This is a genomic window from Mycolicibacterium sp. XJ879 (assembly GCF_053483935.1).
Genome location: NZ_JBEFTH010000014.1, coordinates 38,388 through 55,835, shown reverse-complemented (window position 1 = coordinate 55,835; position 17,448 = coordinate 38,388). Strand labels below are relative to the sequence as shown.

Annotated in this window: 14 protein-coding genes and 1 tRNA gene; 4 read left to right on the top strand and 11 right to left on the bottom strand. The window is 66.7% G+C overall.

Translation table 11 applies throughout. The features are described 5' to 3' along the window. Positions 1–519: 519 nt before the first annotated feature. The 7 genes from ABQF13_RS22790 to ABQF13_RS22760 all read right to left on the bottom strand — a co-directional run bounded on the left by ABQF13_RS22790 (position 520) and on the right by ABQF13_RS22760 (position 8,301). Positions 520–1,263, bottom strand: a complete 744-nt coding sequence (locus ABQF13_RS22790; RefSeq protein ID WP_448395067.1) for an MBL fold metallo-hydrolase — start codon at positions 1,261–1,263, stop codon at positions 520–522. A 126-nt stretch (positions 1,264–1,389) separates the two neighbouring features. Further along, entirely contained in the window at positions 1,390–2,340 is a 951-nt protein-coding gene (locus ABQF13_RS22785) for a nucleotidyl transferase AbiEii/AbiGii toxin family protein (RefSeq protein WP_448395066.1), read from the bottom strand. Continuing rightward, entirely contained in the window at positions 2,330–2,899 is a 570-nt protein-coding gene (locus ABQF13_RS22780; protein ID WP_448395065.1) for a type IV toxin-antitoxin system AbiEi family antitoxin domain-containing protein, read from the bottom strand. Before ABQF13_RS22780 ends, ABQF13_RS22785 begins: the two co-directional genes overlap by 11 nt. Positions 2,900–3,162: 263 nt before the next feature. After that, the gene (locus ABQF13_RS22775; RefSeq protein ID WP_448395064.1) at positions 3,163–3,294 is read right to left on the bottom strand and encodes a hypothetical protein; all 132 of its coding nucleotides are present in this window, start codon (positions 3,292–3,294) and stop codon (positions 3,163–3,165) included. 666 nt (positions 3,295–3,960) lie between these two features. Continuing rightward, positions 3,961–4,037, bottom strand: a tRNA-Met gene (locus tag ABQF13_RS22770). A gap of 135 nt (positions 4,038–4,172) precedes the next feature. After that, positions 4,173–7,196, bottom strand: a complete 3,024-nt coding sequence (locus tag ABQF13_RS22765; RefSeq protein WP_448395063.1) for a UPF0182 family protein — start codon at positions 7,194–7,196, stop codon at positions 4,173–4,175. Positions 7,197–7,278: 82 nt separating this feature from the next. Then, positions 7,279–8,301, bottom strand: a complete 1,023-nt coding sequence (locus tag ABQF13_RS22760; protein WP_448395062.1) for a YlbL family protein — start codon at positions 8,299–8,301, stop codon at positions 7,279–7,281. 121 nt (positions 8,302–8,422) lie between these two features. Here ABQF13_RS22760 and ABQF13_RS22755 point away from each other — a divergent pair, with 121 nt between their 5' ends. From ABQF13_RS22755 to ABQF13_RS22745, 3 genes are read left to right on the top strand one after another with little or no spacing between them, the layout of a single operon-like run. Further along, the gene (locus tag ABQF13_RS22755; RefSeq protein WP_448395061.1) at positions 8,423–9,796 is read left to right on the top strand and encodes a zinc-dependent metalloprotease; all 1,374 of its coding nucleotides are present in this window, start codon (positions 8,423–8,425) and stop codon (positions 9,794–9,796) included. 54 nt (positions 9,797–9,850) lie between these two features. After that, positions 9,851–10,678 carry a cyclodehydratase gene (locus ABQF13_RS22750; RefSeq protein WP_448395060.1) on the top strand — a complete coding sequence of 276 codons (828 nt, stop codon included), beginning with the start codon at positions 9,851–9,853 and terminating at the stop codon, positions 10,676–10,678. A 9-nt stretch (positions 10,679–10,687) separates the two neighbouring features. After that, positions 10,688–12,049: a macrolide-binding ATPase MABP-1 gene (locus tag ABQF13_RS22745; RefSeq protein ID WP_448395059.1), complete on the top strand. Its 1,362-nt coding sequence runs from the start codon at positions 10,688–10,690 to the stop codon at positions 12,047–12,049. Between the two features lie 26 nt (positions 12,050–12,075). Here ABQF13_RS22745 and ABQF13_RS22740 read toward each other — a convergent pair whose 3' ends face one another. Next, positions 12,076–12,357, bottom strand: coding sequence for a WhiB family transcriptional regulator (locus tag ABQF13_RS22740; RefSeq protein ID WP_448395058.1), 282 nt, complete (start codon positions 12,355–12,357; stop codon positions 12,076–12,078). Between the two features lie 468 nt (positions 12,358–12,825). After that, positions 12,826–14,985, bottom strand: a complete 2,160-nt coding sequence (locus ABQF13_RS22735) for an ATP-dependent DNA helicase UvrD2 (RefSeq protein ID WP_448395057.1) — start codon at positions 14,983–14,985, stop codon at positions 12,826–12,828. A gap of 82 nt (positions 14,986–15,067) precedes the next feature. Between ABQF13_RS22735 and ABQF13_RS22730 the strand changes: the two genes are divergently transcribed. Beyond that, positions 15,068–15,322 carry a mycoredoxin gene (locus tag ABQF13_RS22730; protein ID WP_448395056.1) on the top strand — a complete coding sequence of 85 codons (255 nt, stop codon included), beginning with the start codon at positions 15,068–15,070 and terminating at the stop codon, positions 15,320–15,322. Between the two features lie 107 nt (positions 15,323–15,429). On the opposite strand, the gene nudC is transcribed toward ABQF13_RS22730, so the two are convergent. Both nudC and ABQF13_RS22720 read right to left on the bottom strand, forming a co-directional pair. Beyond that, positions 15,430–16,362, bottom strand: a complete 933-nt coding sequence (gene nudC, locus ABQF13_RS22725; RefSeq protein WP_448395055.1) for an NAD(+) diphosphatase — start codon at positions 16,360–16,362, stop codon at positions 15,430–15,432. After that, entirely contained in the window at positions 16,359–17,438 is a 1,080-nt protein-coding gene (locus ABQF13_RS22720; RefSeq protein ID WP_448395054.1) for a potassium channel family protein, read from the bottom strand. Before ABQF13_RS22720 ends, nudC begins: the two co-directional genes overlap by 4 nt. Positions 17,439–17,448: the final 10 nt, after the last annotated feature.

The following is a 17,448-nucleotide window of genomic DNA, read 5'->3' as shown; positions in this document are numbered from 1 at the left end:
GCTTCGGTGCCCGCGCGGAATCGGTGGCCGGCGCCGAGCGAGCCGGCGACCAAGGGGGCGCTCATGGTGGCTCGGGCGGGCGCCCGCACTATCGGATCCGCGCAGTATGGATCGCCGGGTCGACCGATGTGTCCTGTTGCCGGTATTAGGCATTCGCGCGTTGATCCGGGGCCGCGCATGCGGCTTGTGGAGTCGAGAATATGGCCGCCAGCCGTATCCGGCGCCAGGTCGTGCCCGTCGTTGACCCGACTGCTGCTGTCGCGGCCATGCACATTACGGTCGGTGCGGGCAGCTTGCGAACCGCATCCGACAGCGACTTCGCGGTGGGGCGCTGCAACGAGTGGAACCGGCTAAATCGGGTCCATCCAACTATTGTCACTTCGCAGCCCGCTAGTGGATGCGCGAAGAACGCACGTGTCGATGAGTTCCCTGCATCCGGACGCTCGGAAGCGGCTGGATTGGTCGGTTTCAGCAATTTCGCCGAACAGTCGCCCGTACAGCGAAACGCCGGATTCAGCCTCAGCGCGCGCCGGCCCACACGTCGGCGCGGTGCACCGGAAGACCATGGCCGGGCAGGAGGTGTTCGACGGGCAGTGCCCGCATGCGCTGCTCACTGCGCGCCGCGGCGGCGGCGTCGACGGTTTCGGGCGTGAACCACGCCTGCCCGCGCGCACTGAGGACCGCGTCGCCGGAGATCAGCGTCCGGCTGTCGGCATGCCAGAACGCGGTCGAGTCGTCGGTGTGGCCAGGCACGTGCAGCACTTCCCAGCCCGTCACGCCGGGCAGCGGTTGACCGTCGACCAGCGGCTGGGCGCCGCCCAGAGCATCACCGACCATTCCCTTGGCTCCGCCGTAGCCCGCGATGCGCGGGCCGTCGGCGAAGCCGCGCAACCCGGTCAAGTCGAGCGGCTGGCTTATCAGCGTGGGCCAGATCTGCACGACCTTGCTCAGCGCCGGAGTGCGGGGCTGGCGGCTACCGTCCAGATAGCCGAGAGTGACCTCGGGAAGGTGCAGCGCCACTCCGTGCTCGGCGGCCAGTCGCGGCGCCCCGGCGACGTGGTCGCTGTGACCGTGGGTGGCCGCGACAGCGGCGACGGTGCCCCGGTGCACCGACAGCACGCCCGCAATGTCGTCGGCGCTGCCGGGCATCCCGGCATCGACCACCACGTAGCAGCCGTCAGCACTGATCAGATAGCAGTTGAAGATCCATCGGGAGAGGCGGATGACCCCGATGTCATCGAGCGGCTCAACGACCAACGCCATCGCAGCCTGCTTCGTCGCGCAACACCTGAGCAGTCTGCGGTGCCGAGTTCGGCTACCGCAAGCACGCCTTTCACAACTGGCGTTCACACGCAGCGACTCTCGGCGCGATCTGACATGAGGACGGCGTCATACCTTGTCGACCTCGGCAAGCCAGTCGTTGATCTCAGCGATAGCCGCGTCGAGCGACAGCTCGATGCTGGCTGAGGCGGCAGCCCGCTTGTAGTCGTGGCCCCAGTGGTCGTGTCCGGTCACGGTCGGCGGCCACGTCCTTGCTGGCAAACCGAGTTGCAAGGCCTCGTCAGCTCGGGCCTGAAAGACGGCCGCACCGGCTGCACGGATCTCGGCCAACGTCGGGCTTCCGGTCGCGGCCGCGAGGTCACGCAACAGGAGTAGGTCTACAACGTCGCGGGCACGATCGTTGATGGAGTCCGGCGGTTTATGAGGATCGGAAACCGCGTGAATCTTCTGCGCGATCTGGAAGCGCATGGCGATCCCCACGAGGGTGTCGGGGTCCGGCAGGCCAAACCCGCTCAGTGGCGGCGGCTCGATGGACTCGAAGTCCTCGCCGATTCCTGACTCGTCGGGTGAGACCTCGAACTGGATGCGCCTCCAGGTGACACCTCGGAACTCAATGATGATGTCGAACCGGCGTGGCTTGATGATCCTGGTGGGAACGTTGATGACCTCGACCTCTCCCCGGCGCAACATGAGAGGTCCCCATGGCTCGGCCAGCGCGTCCTCCAAGGCCAGAAGAAACGCGTCCAGGTCACCGCGGACGAGCCCGTCGACATCCTTGGTGGTTCGGGCGGTCGCGGGCAAGCGATGCTGCAGCAGGGTGCCGCCCTTGAGGAGGAACAGCTGCCTGCCGTCGACGTCGATTGCGCGTTGAACACACGCGACGGCGACCGACGAAGCCACGAGCCAGCCAAGCCTGCCTCCCTTGGCCTCCGCGCCGAGTTTGCCTTCGGCCTGGGCAATCCAGTTGTTCAGGACGGTCATCGACGCAGGCTGCTTCGTCTTCGGCTTCAGCGTGTGCAGCAGATCGGCCAGCCGGGAGCCGATACGGTCATCGCCCATCGCGAGCTTCCAATGCCCTGGCCAACTCGTCACGCTCGGCGGTCCTCAGATAGCCCTGGACGTGCCCCCGCTCGAGTGCCTGCCGCAGCAGGTAGGTGGGTGTGCCGTAGGCGATGCACTGGGCAACCGCTGTCGCCGCCGTGACGGTGGGAATCTCCTGCCACCAGCCGATTTGCGCTGGCGTGAGGTCCTCCTGGTGGATCACGTAGTCCTCGCCACCCGCACGGCGCAGCCGCCGGTGCTTGGCGACGGTGACGTGGATACGGTTCGGGTTGACGTCGCTGATGCCATAGGCGTCCAGCGCGGTCTCATGGCTCAGACACGCCTCCGGTGCTCGCGTCCACAGCACGGCAAGCATGTAGGGGTCGTACTGACCGACCGGGTACTGCGGGAAACGGTAAACCCCATGCGCAACACGTATCAGCGTGCCCCGCTGCACAAGCATCTGCAGCGCACCCTTGCCCACACCCAGATCTGCAGCCTGCTGAGCAGTTACGAACCCGAGCTGCGTGGTCGCAACCTCCCAGAGCTCGTCTCGCGCGAGCGGCTTTGTTGGCATGGCAAAAGTATAACGAAATCGTGATACTATTGCCACCTAGCTCCGGGGCATTCGTGCCTTAACTATTTCTGGCAAGACGGTGCCTGGAATTCGACACGGTAGACAGCTCCCTTCGCGCCGTAACCTCACCGTTGCAGGGGCGGCTACCCAACTCGGATCACATCACGTGACCCTCGAAGCCCCTGCCGCCGGCCAGCTCCCTCAGCAGATAACGACCTGCTCGCACCGCACCCCGTCCTACACGTTCATCCCACCGAGTTCCGCTACACCGGGAAGGCCGATCCGAGCGCCCGGGCGGAATGGCCGAGATCTACCGAGCACTGATCGCCGATGAAGCTCGGCTCACACAGATCGTTGCCGACGTCCTTGCCGCTCACACTGACGGTGCCAAACATCCTCGTTCTCACCACGTGGGTCGACACCTCAACGAGATTGCCGATCGACTCCGCGATGCTGGAAAGTCAGTCGTCGTGCCGAGCGGCCAACTGAAGGCACGCCAACGCCGCGAGGTGTCCGAACAACTCGCCAACCACGCCGCCGATACCGAGCCCTTGCTAATCGTCGGCACCAGTTCGTTCATCGGCGAGGGATTCGACTGCCCTGCACTGGACACGCTTTCCTCGCGCCCCAATCACCTTCAAGAACCGACTCGTCCAATACGTCGGGCGCATCATCCGACCCCGCCCCACCAAGACCACCGCGACCGTGCACGACTATCACGACGAACTCACCCCAGTAATCGCCTCATCACTACGAAAACGCGCACCCGGCTACACCAAACTGGGCTTCCCCAGACCCCAGAAACTGGTCCGATAAGCGTCGCCGGCCAGCAGGGCAGGCGACCCAGCGATCACAGGATCATTCGTCGCCATTGACAGCTTCCGAGGACTTTCTCCGCCGATGTAGCAACCCCGATCGGTTGCCCAAACTCAGCCCGTGTCGGCCGCTACCAGGAAGATTCGAGAGCGCTTAGAAGCATCAGCAAACGCCGATGTTCACAAATCCGTTCACAAACGGCATGAAAATGACCCCAGAGGTCACACCTCTGGGGTCATTTCCGCTGGTAGCGGGGACAGGATTCGAACCTGCGACCTCTGGGTTATGAGCCCAGCGAGCTACCGAGCTGCTCCACCCCGCGTCGGGTAACCGCAAGGCTACCCAAGGCGCGGGTGCACTTCCAAATCGTGCGGTCACCGCAGCGGGTGAATCCGCTCACGGCTGAATCCAAGCGGCGCGTCCGGCGCAAACGCGCACGCTCGCCCCGAAAGGGTTGCTAGCTGGTGCTCTGGTATTTGTTCACCGCGTCGTCGAGGCGCTGCAGCGCCTCACCGAAGTCACCGAAGTCACCGCCTGACTGCGCTTGACGCAGCGCATCCAACGCCTCGTTGACCTCTTGCAGCGCAGCAGCTTTGGCCGACGACAGTTGGGTGGGCACGCCCGGCGACGCCGCCGCCGGCGGCGAGGTGGGCGCTGGGGCTTCCGGCGCCCGGCCCTGTTGGTTGGCGTTGGCCGGAGGCTGCGCGGCCTGCGGCTCACCGTCGGTGGGCGTCGCTGCCGGGGGCGCACTACTACCGGGCATCGGCGCAGGCCCCGTCGCGGTGGCGTCGGCGCCCGGTCCGAACAGTTCGGTGAGCGCGTCGCGCACCGTGGGGCCGTATCCGACCTTGTCGTTGTACATCATCGCGACCCGGATGAGGCGGGGATACGTCGACGCCGCATCGCTGCTGCCCGGCGAGGCGTACACCGGCGCCACGTAGAGCAACCCGCCCTGAACCAGCGGCAGCGTGAGCAGGTTGCCCCACCGGATGCGGTTCTGGTTGTCGCGTCCGATGACGCCGAGGTCCTGGCTGACCGCTGTGTCGGTGCTGATCGCGTTGAACGCCAGCTTCGGACCGTTGACCTGACCCGGAACGGTGAGCACCGTCAGCTTGCCGTAGGTCTCGGGGTCAGAGCTCGCGCTGATATAGGCGGCGAGGAAGTCGCGGCGGAACCGGTTCATCGCGGTCGTGAGCTGGAACGACGCCGAACTGTCATTGGCCGCAAGGTCTCTGGCCACGATGTAGTACGGCGGCTGGAAGCTGCTGGCGGTCGGGTTCGGGTCCAGCGGGACGTCCCAGAAGTCCGACGTCGAGAAGAACGTCACCGGGTCGTCGACGTGGTACTTGGCCAGCAACGCGCGCTGCACCTTGAAAAGATCTTCGGGGTACCGCAGGTGCTGGCGCAGCTCGTCGGAAATCTCGCTCTTGGGCTTCACCGTGTCCGGGAAGACCTTCATCCACGCCTGCAGCACCGGGTCCTGCTCGTTTTGGGCGTACAACGTGACGGTGCCGTCGTAGGCATCGACGGTCGCCTTGACCGAGTTGCGGATGTAGGACACCTGCTTGTCGGGTGGCAACCGGTTGAAGGCCACCTCGTTGGAATCCGCGGTGGCGCTGGACAACACCGTGGACTCCGAATACGGATAGTTGTCCAGGGTGGTGTAGCCGTCCACGATCCACACCATGCGTTCGTTGACGATCGCCGGGTACACGGTGGTGTCGGTGGTCAACCACGGGGCGACCGCCTCCACCCGGTCGGCGGGGTCGCGGTTGAACAGAATCTTGCTGTTCTCACCGATCACGTTGGAGAACAAGAAGTTCCGTTCAGCGAACTTGGCGGCGAACAGCGACCGGGCCAGCCAGTTCCCCACCGGAACGCCGCCGCTGCCGGTGTAGGTGTAATTGCGCGTCTCGGTGCTGGTCTCGAAGTCGTACTCCCTTGGCGGGCCGTTCTCCCCGACGATCGCGTAATCGGCCGGGGTGTTGGCGATCACCGGGCCGTAGTAGATACGCGGCTGCTCCAGCGGCGCAGGGCCCTGGTTGATGATGCCGTCCGGGCCGACCGCGTTGACGAGGAACTCCGGATAGCCGCCGTTCTGGTTGGGGTCGTTGGCGATGCCGCGCACGGTGTTGGCAGGTGAGGCGATGAAGCCGTTGCCGTGGGTGTACACCGAGTGGCGGTTGATCCAGTCGCGCTGGTTGTCGATCAGCCGGTCGGGGTTGAGCTCCCGGGCGGCGACCACATAGTCCCGCAGGTTGCCGTCGGGCCCGGTGTAGCGGTCCATCGCCAACTGATCGGGGAAGAAGTAGAAGTTCTTACCCTGCTGGAACTGGGTGAAGGCCGGGCTGACGATGGTCGGGTCCAACAGCCGGATGTTGGATGTGGTGGCCCGGTCGGCGGCCACCTGCTGAGCCGTCGCCGGCGCGTCGCCGCTGTAGCTGCGGTAGGTGACCACCTCGTCGGTCAGACCGTACGCCTGTCTGGTGGCGGCGATACTTCGGCCGATGTATTCGCTTTCCTTCTGCGCCGCATTGGGTTTGACGCTGAACTGCTCGACGATCAGTGGCCAGCCGGCCCCGACGATCAGCGAGGACAGCAGCAACAGCACCACACCGATGGCCGGAATGCGCAAGTCGCGCAGCACGATCGCGGAGAACACCGCCGCGGCACAGATCACCGCGATCGCCATCAGGATCAACTTGGCCGGCAGCACCGCGTTGATGTCGGTGTACCCGGCTCCGGTGAACGGTTTACCGGCGCGGGTGTGGCTCAACAGCTCGTAGCGGTCGATCCAGTACGCCAGGGCCTTCAGCAGCATCAGGATGCCCACCAGCGAGATGAGCTGGATGCGGGCCGAGCGGCTGAGCGCGCCGGTGCGACCGGATAGCCGGATACCGCCGAACAGGTAGTGGCCCAACAGGTTGGCGATGAACGCCAGGAACGCCGCGACGAACAGATAGTTCAGCACGAGCCGGTAGAACGGCAGGTCGAACGCGTAGAAGCCCAGATCCTTGCCGAACTGCGGATCGGTGACACCGAAGTCACCGCCGTGCAGGAACAGCTGCACAGTCTCCCACTGCCCCAGCGCGAAGAGCCCGGCGAACACGCCGATGAGCGCGGGCACGCCGATGCCGACGAGCTTCAGCCGGGTCATCACCGCGGTGCGGTACCGGGCCACCGGGTCGTTGGGGCCGTCGGTCGGAACGAACACCGGCCGGGTGCGATACGCCAGCGCCAGCCCGGCGAACACGATCGCCCCGATCAGCAGCGTCACCACCAGGAACAAGATGAACTGGGTGAACAGCACCGTGGTGAACACCGAGCGGTAGCCCAGTTCACCGAACCAGAGCCAATCGATATAGGTGTCGATCAACCGTGGCCCGATCAGCAATAGCAGCACCACCACCACGCCGATCGCGATGAGAATCCGGCTACGTCGTGTCAGCGCGGGCATCCTTGCCGCGGGCCGCATACCCACTCGTCAAACTCCAGTCTTGCCGATCTCACACGTCGCCACCCGACGTCAGAACAACTGTACGCATGCGCTGCGAGCGCACGATTCAGCAGTGGGGACGTTCGCCATCAGCGGAAAGTGCCTCCAAGGCATCCACTGCCGTCGTGAGGGTGTCCACCTTGACCAGTTCCAGGCCCTCCTGGGGTGCCGATTTGGCCTCCGCGCAGTTCTCGGCGGGCACCAGAAACACCGTCGCACCCGATTCCCGGGCGGCCAGCATTTTGTGCGTGATGCCGCCGATCGCCCCGACGTGGCCGTCGCCGGTGATCGTGCCCGTCCCGGCGACGAATTGGCCGTCGCTGAGATCTCCCGGGGTGAGCTTGTCGACGACGGCGAGGCTGAAGATCAGCCCGGCCGACGGTCCGCCGATGTTGGCCAGGTTGAAGTCGATGGAAAACGGCGCCCACGGCGCGTCGAGCACGCCGATGCCCAGGTAGCCCTGCTCGCCTTCGGGGTGCTCACCCATCGTGATGGTGGCCTCGCCGGGTGGGCCGTCCTTGCGCCGGTAGTCCAGCACGACGGTGTCACCGGGTCTGGTCTCTTTGATCAGCGCCTGGAACTCCTCGAGGTTGGCCACCGGCTCACCGTTGACCCCGTCGATCGCGTCGCCGTCTTCAAGCTTGCCTGCCGACGGGCCGGGATCGTTGACGTTCTCCACCGTGACGGCCATCGGGTAATCCATGTAGAGCAGCGCGGCGTATTCGGCACTGCGCTCGGAGCGGCGAAAGTCGGTGGTGTTGGCTTCGTTGATCTCCTCGCGCGTTTTGCCGGGGGGATAGACCAGTTCGCGGGGCAGAAGTTGTTCGCGCCCCGACAGCCACAGCACCAGCGCCTGACCGAGGCTCAGCCCGTCGCGTTGGGAGACGGTGGTCATGTTCAGCTGTCCCGAGGTCGGGTACACGTCGGCGCCTTCGATCTGCACGACCGGCTCCCCGTCGACCTCGCCGAGCGTGTTGAACGTCGGCCCCGGCCCCAGCGACACGAAGGGCACGACCACCAGCGACACCAGCACCCCGAACACCAGGATCGGGACGAGGGCGACCAGCAACGTCAGAATCCGCCTGTTCACGTCGCCCAATCTAAAGGTTGCCCCATGAGCACCCCGGACCGCGACCGTCGTCGCGGGGTGTTCGCTGAGCGCGTGACCTGCCCAACGACAGAGCGCGACGCTGGTGAGTACGGTTGAGGGCATGGCTGACCCGCCTTTTGGCTTCTCTGCCGGTGACTCGGCCGGCGACGACCCGGAGCGCGACAAGCGCAAGAACGACCCGGACGCCGGTTCGGGCGATCCGTTCGGGTTCGGCGGATCCGAGTTCGACATGTCACAGCTCGGCCAGATCTTCAGCCGGCTCGGCGAGATGTTCAGCGGTGCAGGCGGCGCGATGGCCGGCGGCAAGACGTCCGGTCCGGTGAACTACGACCTGGCCCGTCAGCTGGCCACCAACCAGATCGGGTTCGTCGCACCGATCCCCGAATCGACCAGCGCAGCCGTGCGCGACTCCGTGCACCTCGCCGACACCTGGCTCGACGGCGCGACCGCGCTGCCCGCAGGCGCCACCAAGGCGGTGGCGTGGACACCCAGCGACTGGCTCGACAACACGCTGGAGACGTGGAAACGGCTGTGCGACCCGGTTGCCGAACAGATCTCCACGGTGTGGGCCTCGGCGTTACCCGAAGAAGCCAGGAGCATGGCCGGTCCGCTGCTGTCGATGATGGCGCAGATGGGCGGCATGGCGTTCGGTTCCCAGCTGGGCCAGGCGCTGGGCAAGCTCTCCCGAGAAGTGTTGACCTCCACCGACATCGGGCTTCCGCTCGGCCCCAAGGGCGTCGCGGCGCTGATGCCGGATGCGGTCGAGTCGCTGACCGAGGGCCTCGAACAGTCGCGCAGCGAGGTCATGACGTTTCTGGCCGCGCGGGAAGCCGCGCACCACCGCCTGTTCAGCCATGTGCCGTGGTTATCCAGCCAGCTGCTCAACACCGTCGAAGCGTTCGCCAAGGGCATGAAGATCGACATGACCGGGATCGAGGAGCTCGCGCAGGGCTTCAACCCGGCATCGCTGGCCGACCCCGCGCAGCTCGAGCAGCTGCTGAACCAGGGCATCTTCGAGCCGAAGGCGACGCCGGAGCAGACGGCAGCCCTGAGCCGGCTGGAAACGCTGCTGGCGTTGATCGAGGGCTGGGTGGAGACCGTCGTCGCCGACGCGTTGCGCGACCGGCTCCCCGGCACATCTGCGCTCTCGGAGATGCTGCGCCGGCGGCGCGCCACGGGCGGTCCGGCCGAGCAGACCTTTGCCACCCTGGTCGGGCTGGAATTGCGTCCCCGCAAGCTGCGGGAGGCCGCGACGTTGTGGCAGCGGCTGGCCGAGGCCGTCGGCGCCGACGCGCGCGACGCCGTGTGGCAGCACCCCGACCTGCTGCCCACCGCCGAGGACCTCGACGAACCCGCAGGTTTCATCGACCGGATGATCGGCGGCGACACCAGCGGAATGGACAGCGCCATCGCGGAAGCGATCGCCGATCTGGAAAAGCGCTCCGAGGACGACGGCGACCACCCCACCAGCTGAGCCTGTGGATAACCCGCGGGGGTTTTGACGCCCGCTGTGGCAAAGTCCGTCGCTATGCGGGCCTACGCGCTCAACCCGACGACGCCGGTCTTGCTGCGACCCGACGGCGTCGTGCAGGTGGGCTGGGATCCGCGCCGCGCGGTCGTGGTGCGGCCACCATCGGGAATGAGCCCCACCGCGCTGGCCGAACTGCTGCGGCGGCTGCAGTCGGGCGCCACTCTGGATGAGGTCCAGCGGCTCGCTGACGGTGTGGAACCGACCGAGATCGCCGACCTGCTCACGTCGTTGGTCGACGCCGGCGTTCTGATCAGCACGGCGCGCCGACGCACCCGCGCCGCGTCGGTGCGTATCCACGGCAGCGGACCCCTTTCGGACCTGCTTTCCAGCGCGCTGCGCTGCTCGGGCGCCCGGGTCACCCACAGCACCCGCAACACCGCCGGCGCGCCGTCCGAACCGACCGATCTGGCGGTGCTGTCCGATTACCTGGTGGTCGACCCGCGGGTGGTGCGCGATCTGCACGACGCCGGGATCGCGCACCTGCCGGTGCGGGTGCGCGACGGCGCCGGCCTGGTCGGACCGCTGGTGATCCCCGGCGTGACAAGCTGTTTGGGATGTGCTGACCTGCACCGCAGCGACCGCGATGCCGCCTGGCCGGCCGTCGCGGCCCAGCTGCGCGACACCGTCGGCACCGCGGACCGGGCCACCGTCCTGGCGACCGCGGCGCTGGCGCTCAACCAGGTCGACCGCGTCATCCGCGCGGTCCGCGAGGAACGCAGCACAGACGAGCCGTTGCCGACCCTGGACACGACGCTGGAGTTCGACGTGAACGTGGGTTCGGTGGTCACGCGCCGCTGGTCACGGCATCCGCGATGCTCATGTTGAAAACGCTTGATGCCAACTTGTTGCCGTGCGCCCATCGCCGTCAGGGATGATGGTCTGGTGAGTGACATCAAACGGGGCCGTGCGGCTCGCAACGCGAAGCTGGCGAGCCTTCCCGTCGGCATGGCGAGCCGGGCCGCGCTCGGCTTCGGCAAGAGGTTGACCGGCAGGTCCAAGGACGAGGTCAACGCCGAGCTGATGGACAAGGCCGCCCAGCAGCTGTTCACCGTTCTCGGTGAGCTCAAGGGCGGCGCCATGAAGGTCGGTCAGATGCTGTCGGTGATGGAGGCCGGCGTTCCCGAACAGTACGGCAAGCCCTACCGCGAAGCGCTGACCAAGCTGCAGCGCGAGGCACCGCCGCTGCCCGCCGCCAAGGTGCACCGCGTGCTGGATATGCAGCTGGGTACCAAATGGCGCGAGCGGTTCTCGTCGTTCGACGACACCCCGGTGGCGTCGGCCAGCATCGGCCAGGTACACAAGGCCGTGTGGGCCGACGGTCGTGAGGTCGCGGTCAAGATCCAGTATCCGGGCGCTGACGAGGCGCTGCGCGCGGACCTGAAGAGTATGCAGCGGATGGTCAAGGTGCTCAAGCAACTTGCGCCAGGCGCCGACGTGCAGGGCATCGTCGACGAACTCATCGAACGCACGGAGATGGAACTCGACTACCGGCTGGAAGCCGACAACCAGCGTGCGTTCGCGAAAGCCTATGCGGGACATCCACGTTTCGTCGTGCCCCGCATCCTGGCCAGCACGCCCAAGGTGGTGATCCAGGAGTGGATCGACGGCATCTCGATGTCGGTGATCATCAGGGAGGGCACGCAGGAACAACGAGACACCATAGGCACCAGGCTTTTCGAGTTCACCTACGACGCGCCTCGGCGGCTGGAGATCATGCACGGCGACGCGCATCCCGGCAACTTCATGTTGATGCCGGAGGGCAAGATGGGCGTCATCGACTTCGGCGCTGTCGCCCCGCTGCCCGGCGGTATCCCACCCGAGCTCGGCATGGCCACCCGCTTTGCCATCGCCAAGGACTACGAGAACCTGCTGCCGGTCATGGAGAAGATCGGGTTCATCCAGAAGGGTGAGCAGGTGTCGACCCGAGAACTCGACGAGATGCTGCGGCCCTATGTGGAACCTCTTCAGGTCGAGGTCTTTCACTACACCCGCAAGTGGTTACAGAAGATGACGATGGCCGACATGGATCGGTCGGTGGCCCAGGTCCGCACCGCCCGACAGATGGACATCCCAGCCGCGCTGGCGATTCCGATGCGGGTGATCGCATCCAACGTCGCGATCTCGTGTCAGCTGGACGCCCGCATCCCGGCCAGAAGGCTTGCCACCGAACTGATTCCAGGTTTCGCCGACGAATAGCGCTTAGGTCCGCCGAGACTGGCGGTTCAGGCTGCGGCCGGGTTGTTCTCGGTGTTCTTTCGGGGCCGGCCACGCGGACGTTTGCGCGCGATGACGGTGCCGCGCTCGAAGATCTCGCCGCCCCACACACCCCACGGCTCTTGACGTTTTAGAGCGGCGGCTAGGCATTCGCGGCGGATCGGGCAATCCGCGCACAGCTTCTTGGCGCGTTCGAGGTCGACGGGGTTCTCGGCGAACCACAGGTCGGGGTCGCCGATATGACACGGCACCGCCAGCATCGTCTTGTTCCGGCATGTCTGGCTCGACATGTCTGTCCTCTGCTTCCTGGTCGAGGGTTTCGCATCTGTCTCTTGATGGATCTGTGACCAGGCCTTCGAGCGATTCCCGAAAATAGAACTGGCCACGGATCCGGGGACTGCGGTTCCGTGGCCTTTTCGGCGAAATCGAAGGGTTCTCCTAGAGGGGACCCCGATCCACGGAGGATGCAGTCGCGGCGGCGGCGCGGCGCTTACGCGGCGGCGTAATAGCGGCAGCGGCACCCGCGGCGCCGACGTGCGCGGCGGCGGGATGCGCCGTGGGGACGGCGACCTGGAGGGTCCGCGACATGCCGGCAACGCCCGCGACATGGCCTACGCCGGTGAATGCGTTGATGCTCGCCATGATCTCGACACCCTCCTCTCGCACGATGAATTACACAACAGGTGTGCGATCTTGAGATTAAGGGTAGCAGCGGAATCGCACAATCAAATTTTTGACCTGCGGTTTTGGCGCGATTTTTACGACGGTTGGCCGTGCCCGATATCGCCGGCCGGCCGGCTCCGGCCCTTGACCAATGCGAGAACGTCGGGGCCGTACTGCTCGAGCTTTCGTGCGCCGATCCCGGGAATCGCGACCAGCGCCGCGTTGTCGGCGGGCAGCGTCTCGGCGATGGCGATCAACGTGTTGTCGGTGAACACCACATAGGCGGGCATGTCCATCTCCTTGGAGACCCGTGACCGCCAATCCTTGAGCTGCCCCAACAACTCGTCGTCGATATCGGAAGCGCAGGTTTCGCAGCGGCGCAACATGATTGCCGGCGGCGTAGTGAGCGTGCTGTTGCAGACGCGGCAGCGCGGGGTTGCGCCGCGAGACCGGCGGGGACGGGACGGGGTCGCGTCGGCCGATGACTGCGGCGCGATGCCGTTGAGGAAACGTGACGGTTTGCGGCTCTGCCGGCCCCCGGGGCTGCGTGACAGCGCCCAACTGAGCGCCAAATGCACACGGGCGCGGGTGATTCCGACATAGAGCAGACGTCGTTCTTCTTCGACCGGTTCGCTGTCGGGACCGTGGGCCAGCGCGTGCGAGATGGGCAGTGTGCCGTCGGCCAACCCGACCAGAAACACCGCGTCCCATTCCAGGCCCTTGGCGGCGTGCAGCGACGCCAACGTCACGCCCTGGACGACGGGCGGGTGCCGCGCGTCGGCGCGCTGGCGCAGTTCGGTGAGCAGGGTGCGCAGATCCAGCGAGGGGCGCTGGGCGACTTCTTCGTCGACGAGTTCGGCCAGCGCTGTCAGCGCCTCCCAGCGGTCACGCGCCTTGGTGCCGGCCGGCGGTTCGGCGGTGAGCCCGAGCGGTTCGAGCACGGCGCGGACGATGTCGGGCAGCGGGGCTTGTTCTTGTCCTTGGTCTGCGACACCGCGTTCGCCTGCGCGCTGCAGCGCCACCAACGCCTGGCGGATCTCCTGACGGCTGAAAAAGCCCTCGCCGCCGCGAACCTGGAACGGGATTGCCGCCTCGGTCAGCGCTTCCTCATACACCTCGGACTGCGCGTTGATCCGGTACAGCACCGCGATCTCGGCAGGTTCGGTGCCCGACTCGATGAGCCGCTTGATGCTCTTGGCCACCGCGACGGCCTCGGCGAGCTCATCGGGGTGTTCGGCGAACGTCGGCTTCGGCCCGGGGGCGCGCTGGCCGACGAGGTGCAGCTTGCTTCCGGCCATCCGGCCGCGGGCGCCGGCAATGACCCGGTTGGCCAGCGACACGACCTGCGGGGTGGAGCGGTAGTCGCGTTCCAGCCGGACGACGGCCGCGTCGGGGAAGCGCCGCGAGAAGTCGAGTAGGTAGCGCGGGGTGGCGCCGGTGAAGGAGTAGATGGTCTGGTTGGCGTCGCCGACGACGGTGAGGTCGTCGCGTTCGCCGAGCCAGGCGTCGAGGACCCGCTGCTGCAGGGGTGTGACGTCCTGGTACTCGTCGACGACGAAACAGCGGTACCGGTCGCGGAACTCCTGGGCCACCGCGGCGTCGTTCTCGATCGCAGCCGAGGTGTGCAGCAGCAGGTCATCAAAGTCCAGCAGCGCGGTCCCGTCGCGGCGTGCTTTGAGCGTCTCGTAGCCGGCGTAGACGGTCGCGATCTTCTCCGCGTCGAACGGAATGTCGCGACCCGCTGCGGCCACGGCCGCGCCATAACCCTCTGGGCTGATCAACGAGCCTTTGGCCCACTCGATTTCACCGGCGAGGTCGCGAACGTCGTCGGTGCTGGTCTGCAGCCCGGCGCGGTTGGCGGCCTGGGCGACGACGGCGAATTTGGTGTCGAGCAGCTGCCACGACGTGTTGCCGACCACTCGCGGCCAGAAGTAGGACAGCTGGCGGCGCGCCGCGGCGTGAAATGTCATCGCCTGCACGGCTTCGGCGGAGACACCGGCCCAGTCCGCGCTCAGGGCGCGCAGCCGGCTGCGCATCTCCCCCGCGGCGCGCTGGGTGAACGTCACGGCCAGTACCTGCCCGGGCGCGACGTGTCCGCCCGCGACGAGGTGGGCGATGCGCCGGGTGATAGTGCGGGTCTTGCCGGTGCCCGCGCCGGCGAGCACGCAGACCGGACCGCGGGCGGCGAGCACGGCCTCGCGTTGCTCCTCGTCGAGGTCGTCGACAACGCGCAACGAATCGACCTCTACCGACATGCGGTCCATCTTGGCAGGGTGCGGTGACAAATCCGGGACGGCGGCGGGCATGTTGGGCGGATCGGCTACGTTGAAAGGCGTTATGAGCGCTGCAGACAATCCTCGGGTGACCATGTACACCACGTCGTGGTGTGGCTACTGCTTTCGGCTGAAGAAGATTCTGCATTCCGAGGGCATCGAGTTCACCGAGGTCGACATCGAAAACGATCCCGGGTCGGCGCAGTTCGTGGCGTCGGTGAACGGCGGGAACCAGACCGTTCCGACGCTGAAGTTCCCCGACGGGTCCACGTTGACCAACCCCAGCGCCAAGGACATCAAGGCCAAGCTCGCGGGCTAGCAGACCCCCGCCCGCGTCCGTCGCACCCACGCACCCGCGCCGAGATTGACGAAATGGCGAGGTTTACTCGCGCTTTCCCGCCCGTTTGTCCCTTTGGGCGACGGCAGTCACCCCTCGGCGGCCCAGGATTCGATGATCTCCCTGGCGATCGAGATCGAGCCGGGCAGCAGCAGCCGCGACGACGAGTCGCTGCTCCAGTCCCCGGCGTCCAGCGCCTCGCGAATCTCCGCGCGGGTGAACCAGGCCGCCTCGGCGATCTCGCCGTCGTTGAACGAGAACTCCTGCTCGGGATCTCCGACGGCATGAAAGCCGACCATCAACGACCGCGGGAACGGCCACGGCTGGCTGCCGAGGTACTCCACGTCGGTCACGGTCAAGCCGATCTCCTCGGAGATCTCGCGCACCACACACGACTCGAACGACTCACCGGCCTCGACGAACCCGGCCAGCAGCGAGAACAGCCGCTCCGGCCACATCGTCTGCCTGGCCAGCACCGCGCGGTCATGGCCGTCGTGCACCAGACAGATCACCGCGGGGTCGATGCGGGGAAACTCCTCGTAACCGCTGACCGGGTCGACCCGTGACCAGCCCGCCTTGGCCGGTTTGGTCGGGGCCCCGTTCACGGTGCTGAACTGGGCGCTGTCGTGCCAGTTCAGCAGCGCGGTGGCCGTGGCCAGCAGCTGCGCGCTGACGTCGTCGAAGATCTGCCCGCCCCTGCGCAGGTCGAGCACTTCGGTTTCGACGTCGGGGTCGTCGGGAGGCTCCAGCGCGGCCCGGATCGCCCACACGTGCCTGTCGTCGCCCAGCCTGCCGAGGAAGACGGCGTGCTCCGGTGGCTTGTCGCCCAGGTTGGCGGTGTTGCCCAGCAGCACTTTGCCGCCAGACATCAGCACCTGGTTGCGGCGGTCGACACGCAGCAGCGCCGCGTCGGCCCAGCCGGCGATGGCGGCGTCGACGTCGGTGCGCAGCGCATCGGACCGGTCGGCACCGACCCGGGACAACAGCGGCACGTGGCGCAGCCGGAACCCGCGCGACGTCATCGGTCGGTGTCCGCGCTGCGGATGAACAGCAGCCGGTCACCGAGTTCGAGCGCATCGGCCTCCGGCTCGTCGACGCGCACCAGCTTGTTGTTACGCACGACGCCCAACACGATGTCGCTCTGGTGGCGCGGCGACCCGCCGACCTCCTTGGGGCTGACCTCGCGTTCGGCGATCGCAAAACCGCGGTCCGGGGTCAGCAGGTCCTCCATCATCTCGACCACGCTGGGTGTCTGCACGGCGACGCCGAGCAGCCGTCCCGCCGTTTCGGCGGTCACCACCGTGGAGTCCGCACCGGATTGCTTGAGCAGATGCTCGTTGTCGGTTTCGCGCACGGCGGCAATGATCTTGGCCTTCGGCGCCAGCTCACGCGCGGTGAGCGTGACCAGCACGGCGGTGTCGTCGCGGTTGGTCGCCACGATGATCGCCTTGGCGTGCTGCGCACTGGCTAACCGCAGCACCTCGGAGTCGGTGGCGTTGCCGCGCACGGTGACCAACCCGGCGCTCTTGGCGCGTTCCAGCGCGACCGCGTTCTCGTCGACGACGACAATGTCGGCGGGGGCCACCTCATCGCCGACCATCGCGGCCGCCGCGGTCCTGCCTTTGGTGCCGTAGCCCACGATCACGATGTGGTTGCGCACTTTGTTCCTCCATCGCTGTATTTGGTAGACCTGCCGCGACTGCGTGGTCAGCGTTTCGACCGTGGTACCGATCAGCACGATCAGGAACGCGACCCGCAGCGGGGTGATCACCAGGACGTTGACCAGCCGGGCGCCGGGCGTGACCGGGGTGATGTCGCCGTATCCGGTGGTCGACATCGACACCGTCGCGTAGTACAGGCAGTCCAAGAACGACAGCTGCCCGCCCGTGGCGTCGCGGTAGCCGTCGCGGTCCACGTACACGATCAACACCGCCGCGAACAGCGCCAGGGTGGCGTAGATGACCCGCCGGGTGATACGCCGCACCGGGCTCACCGGGTCGGCCGGGATCTGCACCCTGTCGGTGAGAGCGTGCACCGGCCGGTCGGCCAGGGCGTCGTCGAATCTGCGGAGCCGGCGCCGCAGCCTGCCTTCAGGCATGAAAACCGGT

What these genes read in the sequence shown, in the direction of transcription:
- ABQF13_RS22790 (WP_448395067.1), bottom strand. Translation starts at nt 1,263, where the DNA reads ATGGCGTTGGTCGTTGAGCCGCTCGATGACATCGGGGTCATCCGCCTC.
- ABQF13_RS22785 (WP_448395066.1), bottom strand. Translation starts at nt 2,340, where the DNA reads ATGGGCGATGACCGTATCGGCTCCCGGCTGGCCGATCTGCTGCACACG.
- ABQF13_RS22780 (WP_448395065.1), bottom strand. Translation starts at nt 2,899, where the DNA reads ATGCCAACAAAGCCGCTCGCGCGAGACGAGCTCTGGGAGGTTGCGACC.
- ABQF13_RS22775 (WP_448395064.1), bottom strand. Translation starts at nt 3,294, where the DNA reads ATGTTTGGCACCGTCAGTGTGAGCGGCAAGGACGTCGGCAACGATCTG.
- ABQF13_RS22755 (WP_448395061.1), top strand. Translation starts at nt 8,423, where the DNA reads ATGGCTGACCCGCCTTTTGGCTTCTCTGCCGGTGACTCGGCCGGCGAC.
- ABQF13_RS22750 (WP_448395060.1), top strand. Translation starts at nt 9,851, where the DNA reads ATGCGGGCCTACGCGCTCAACCCGACGACGCCGGTCTTGCTGCGACCC.
- ABQF13_RS22745 (WP_448395059.1), top strand. Translation starts at nt 10,688, where the DNA reads ATGCCAACTTGTTGCCGTGCGCCCATCGCCGTCAGGGATGATGGTCTG.
- ABQF13_RS22740 (WP_448395058.1), bottom strand. Translation starts at nt 12,357, where the DNA reads ATGTCGAGCCAGACATGCCGGAACAAGACGATGCTGGCGGTGCCGTGT.
- ABQF13_RS22735 (WP_448395057.1), bottom strand. Translation starts at nt 14,985, where the DNA reads ATGTCGGTAGAGGTCGATTCGTTGCGCGTTGTCGACGACCTCGACGAG.
- ABQF13_RS22730 (WP_448395056.1), top strand. Translation starts at nt 15,068, where the DNA reads ATGAGCGCTGCAGACAATCCTCGGGTGACCATGTACACCACGTCGTGG.
- nudC (WP_448395055.1), bottom strand. Translation starts at nt 16,362, where the DNA reads ATGACGTCGCGCGGGTTCCGGCTGCGCCACGTGCCGCTGTTGTCCCGG.
- ABQF13_RS22720 (WP_448395054.1), bottom strand. Translation starts at nt 17,438, where the DNA reads ATGCCTGAAGGCAGGCTGCGGCGCCGGCTCCGCAGATTCGACGACGCC.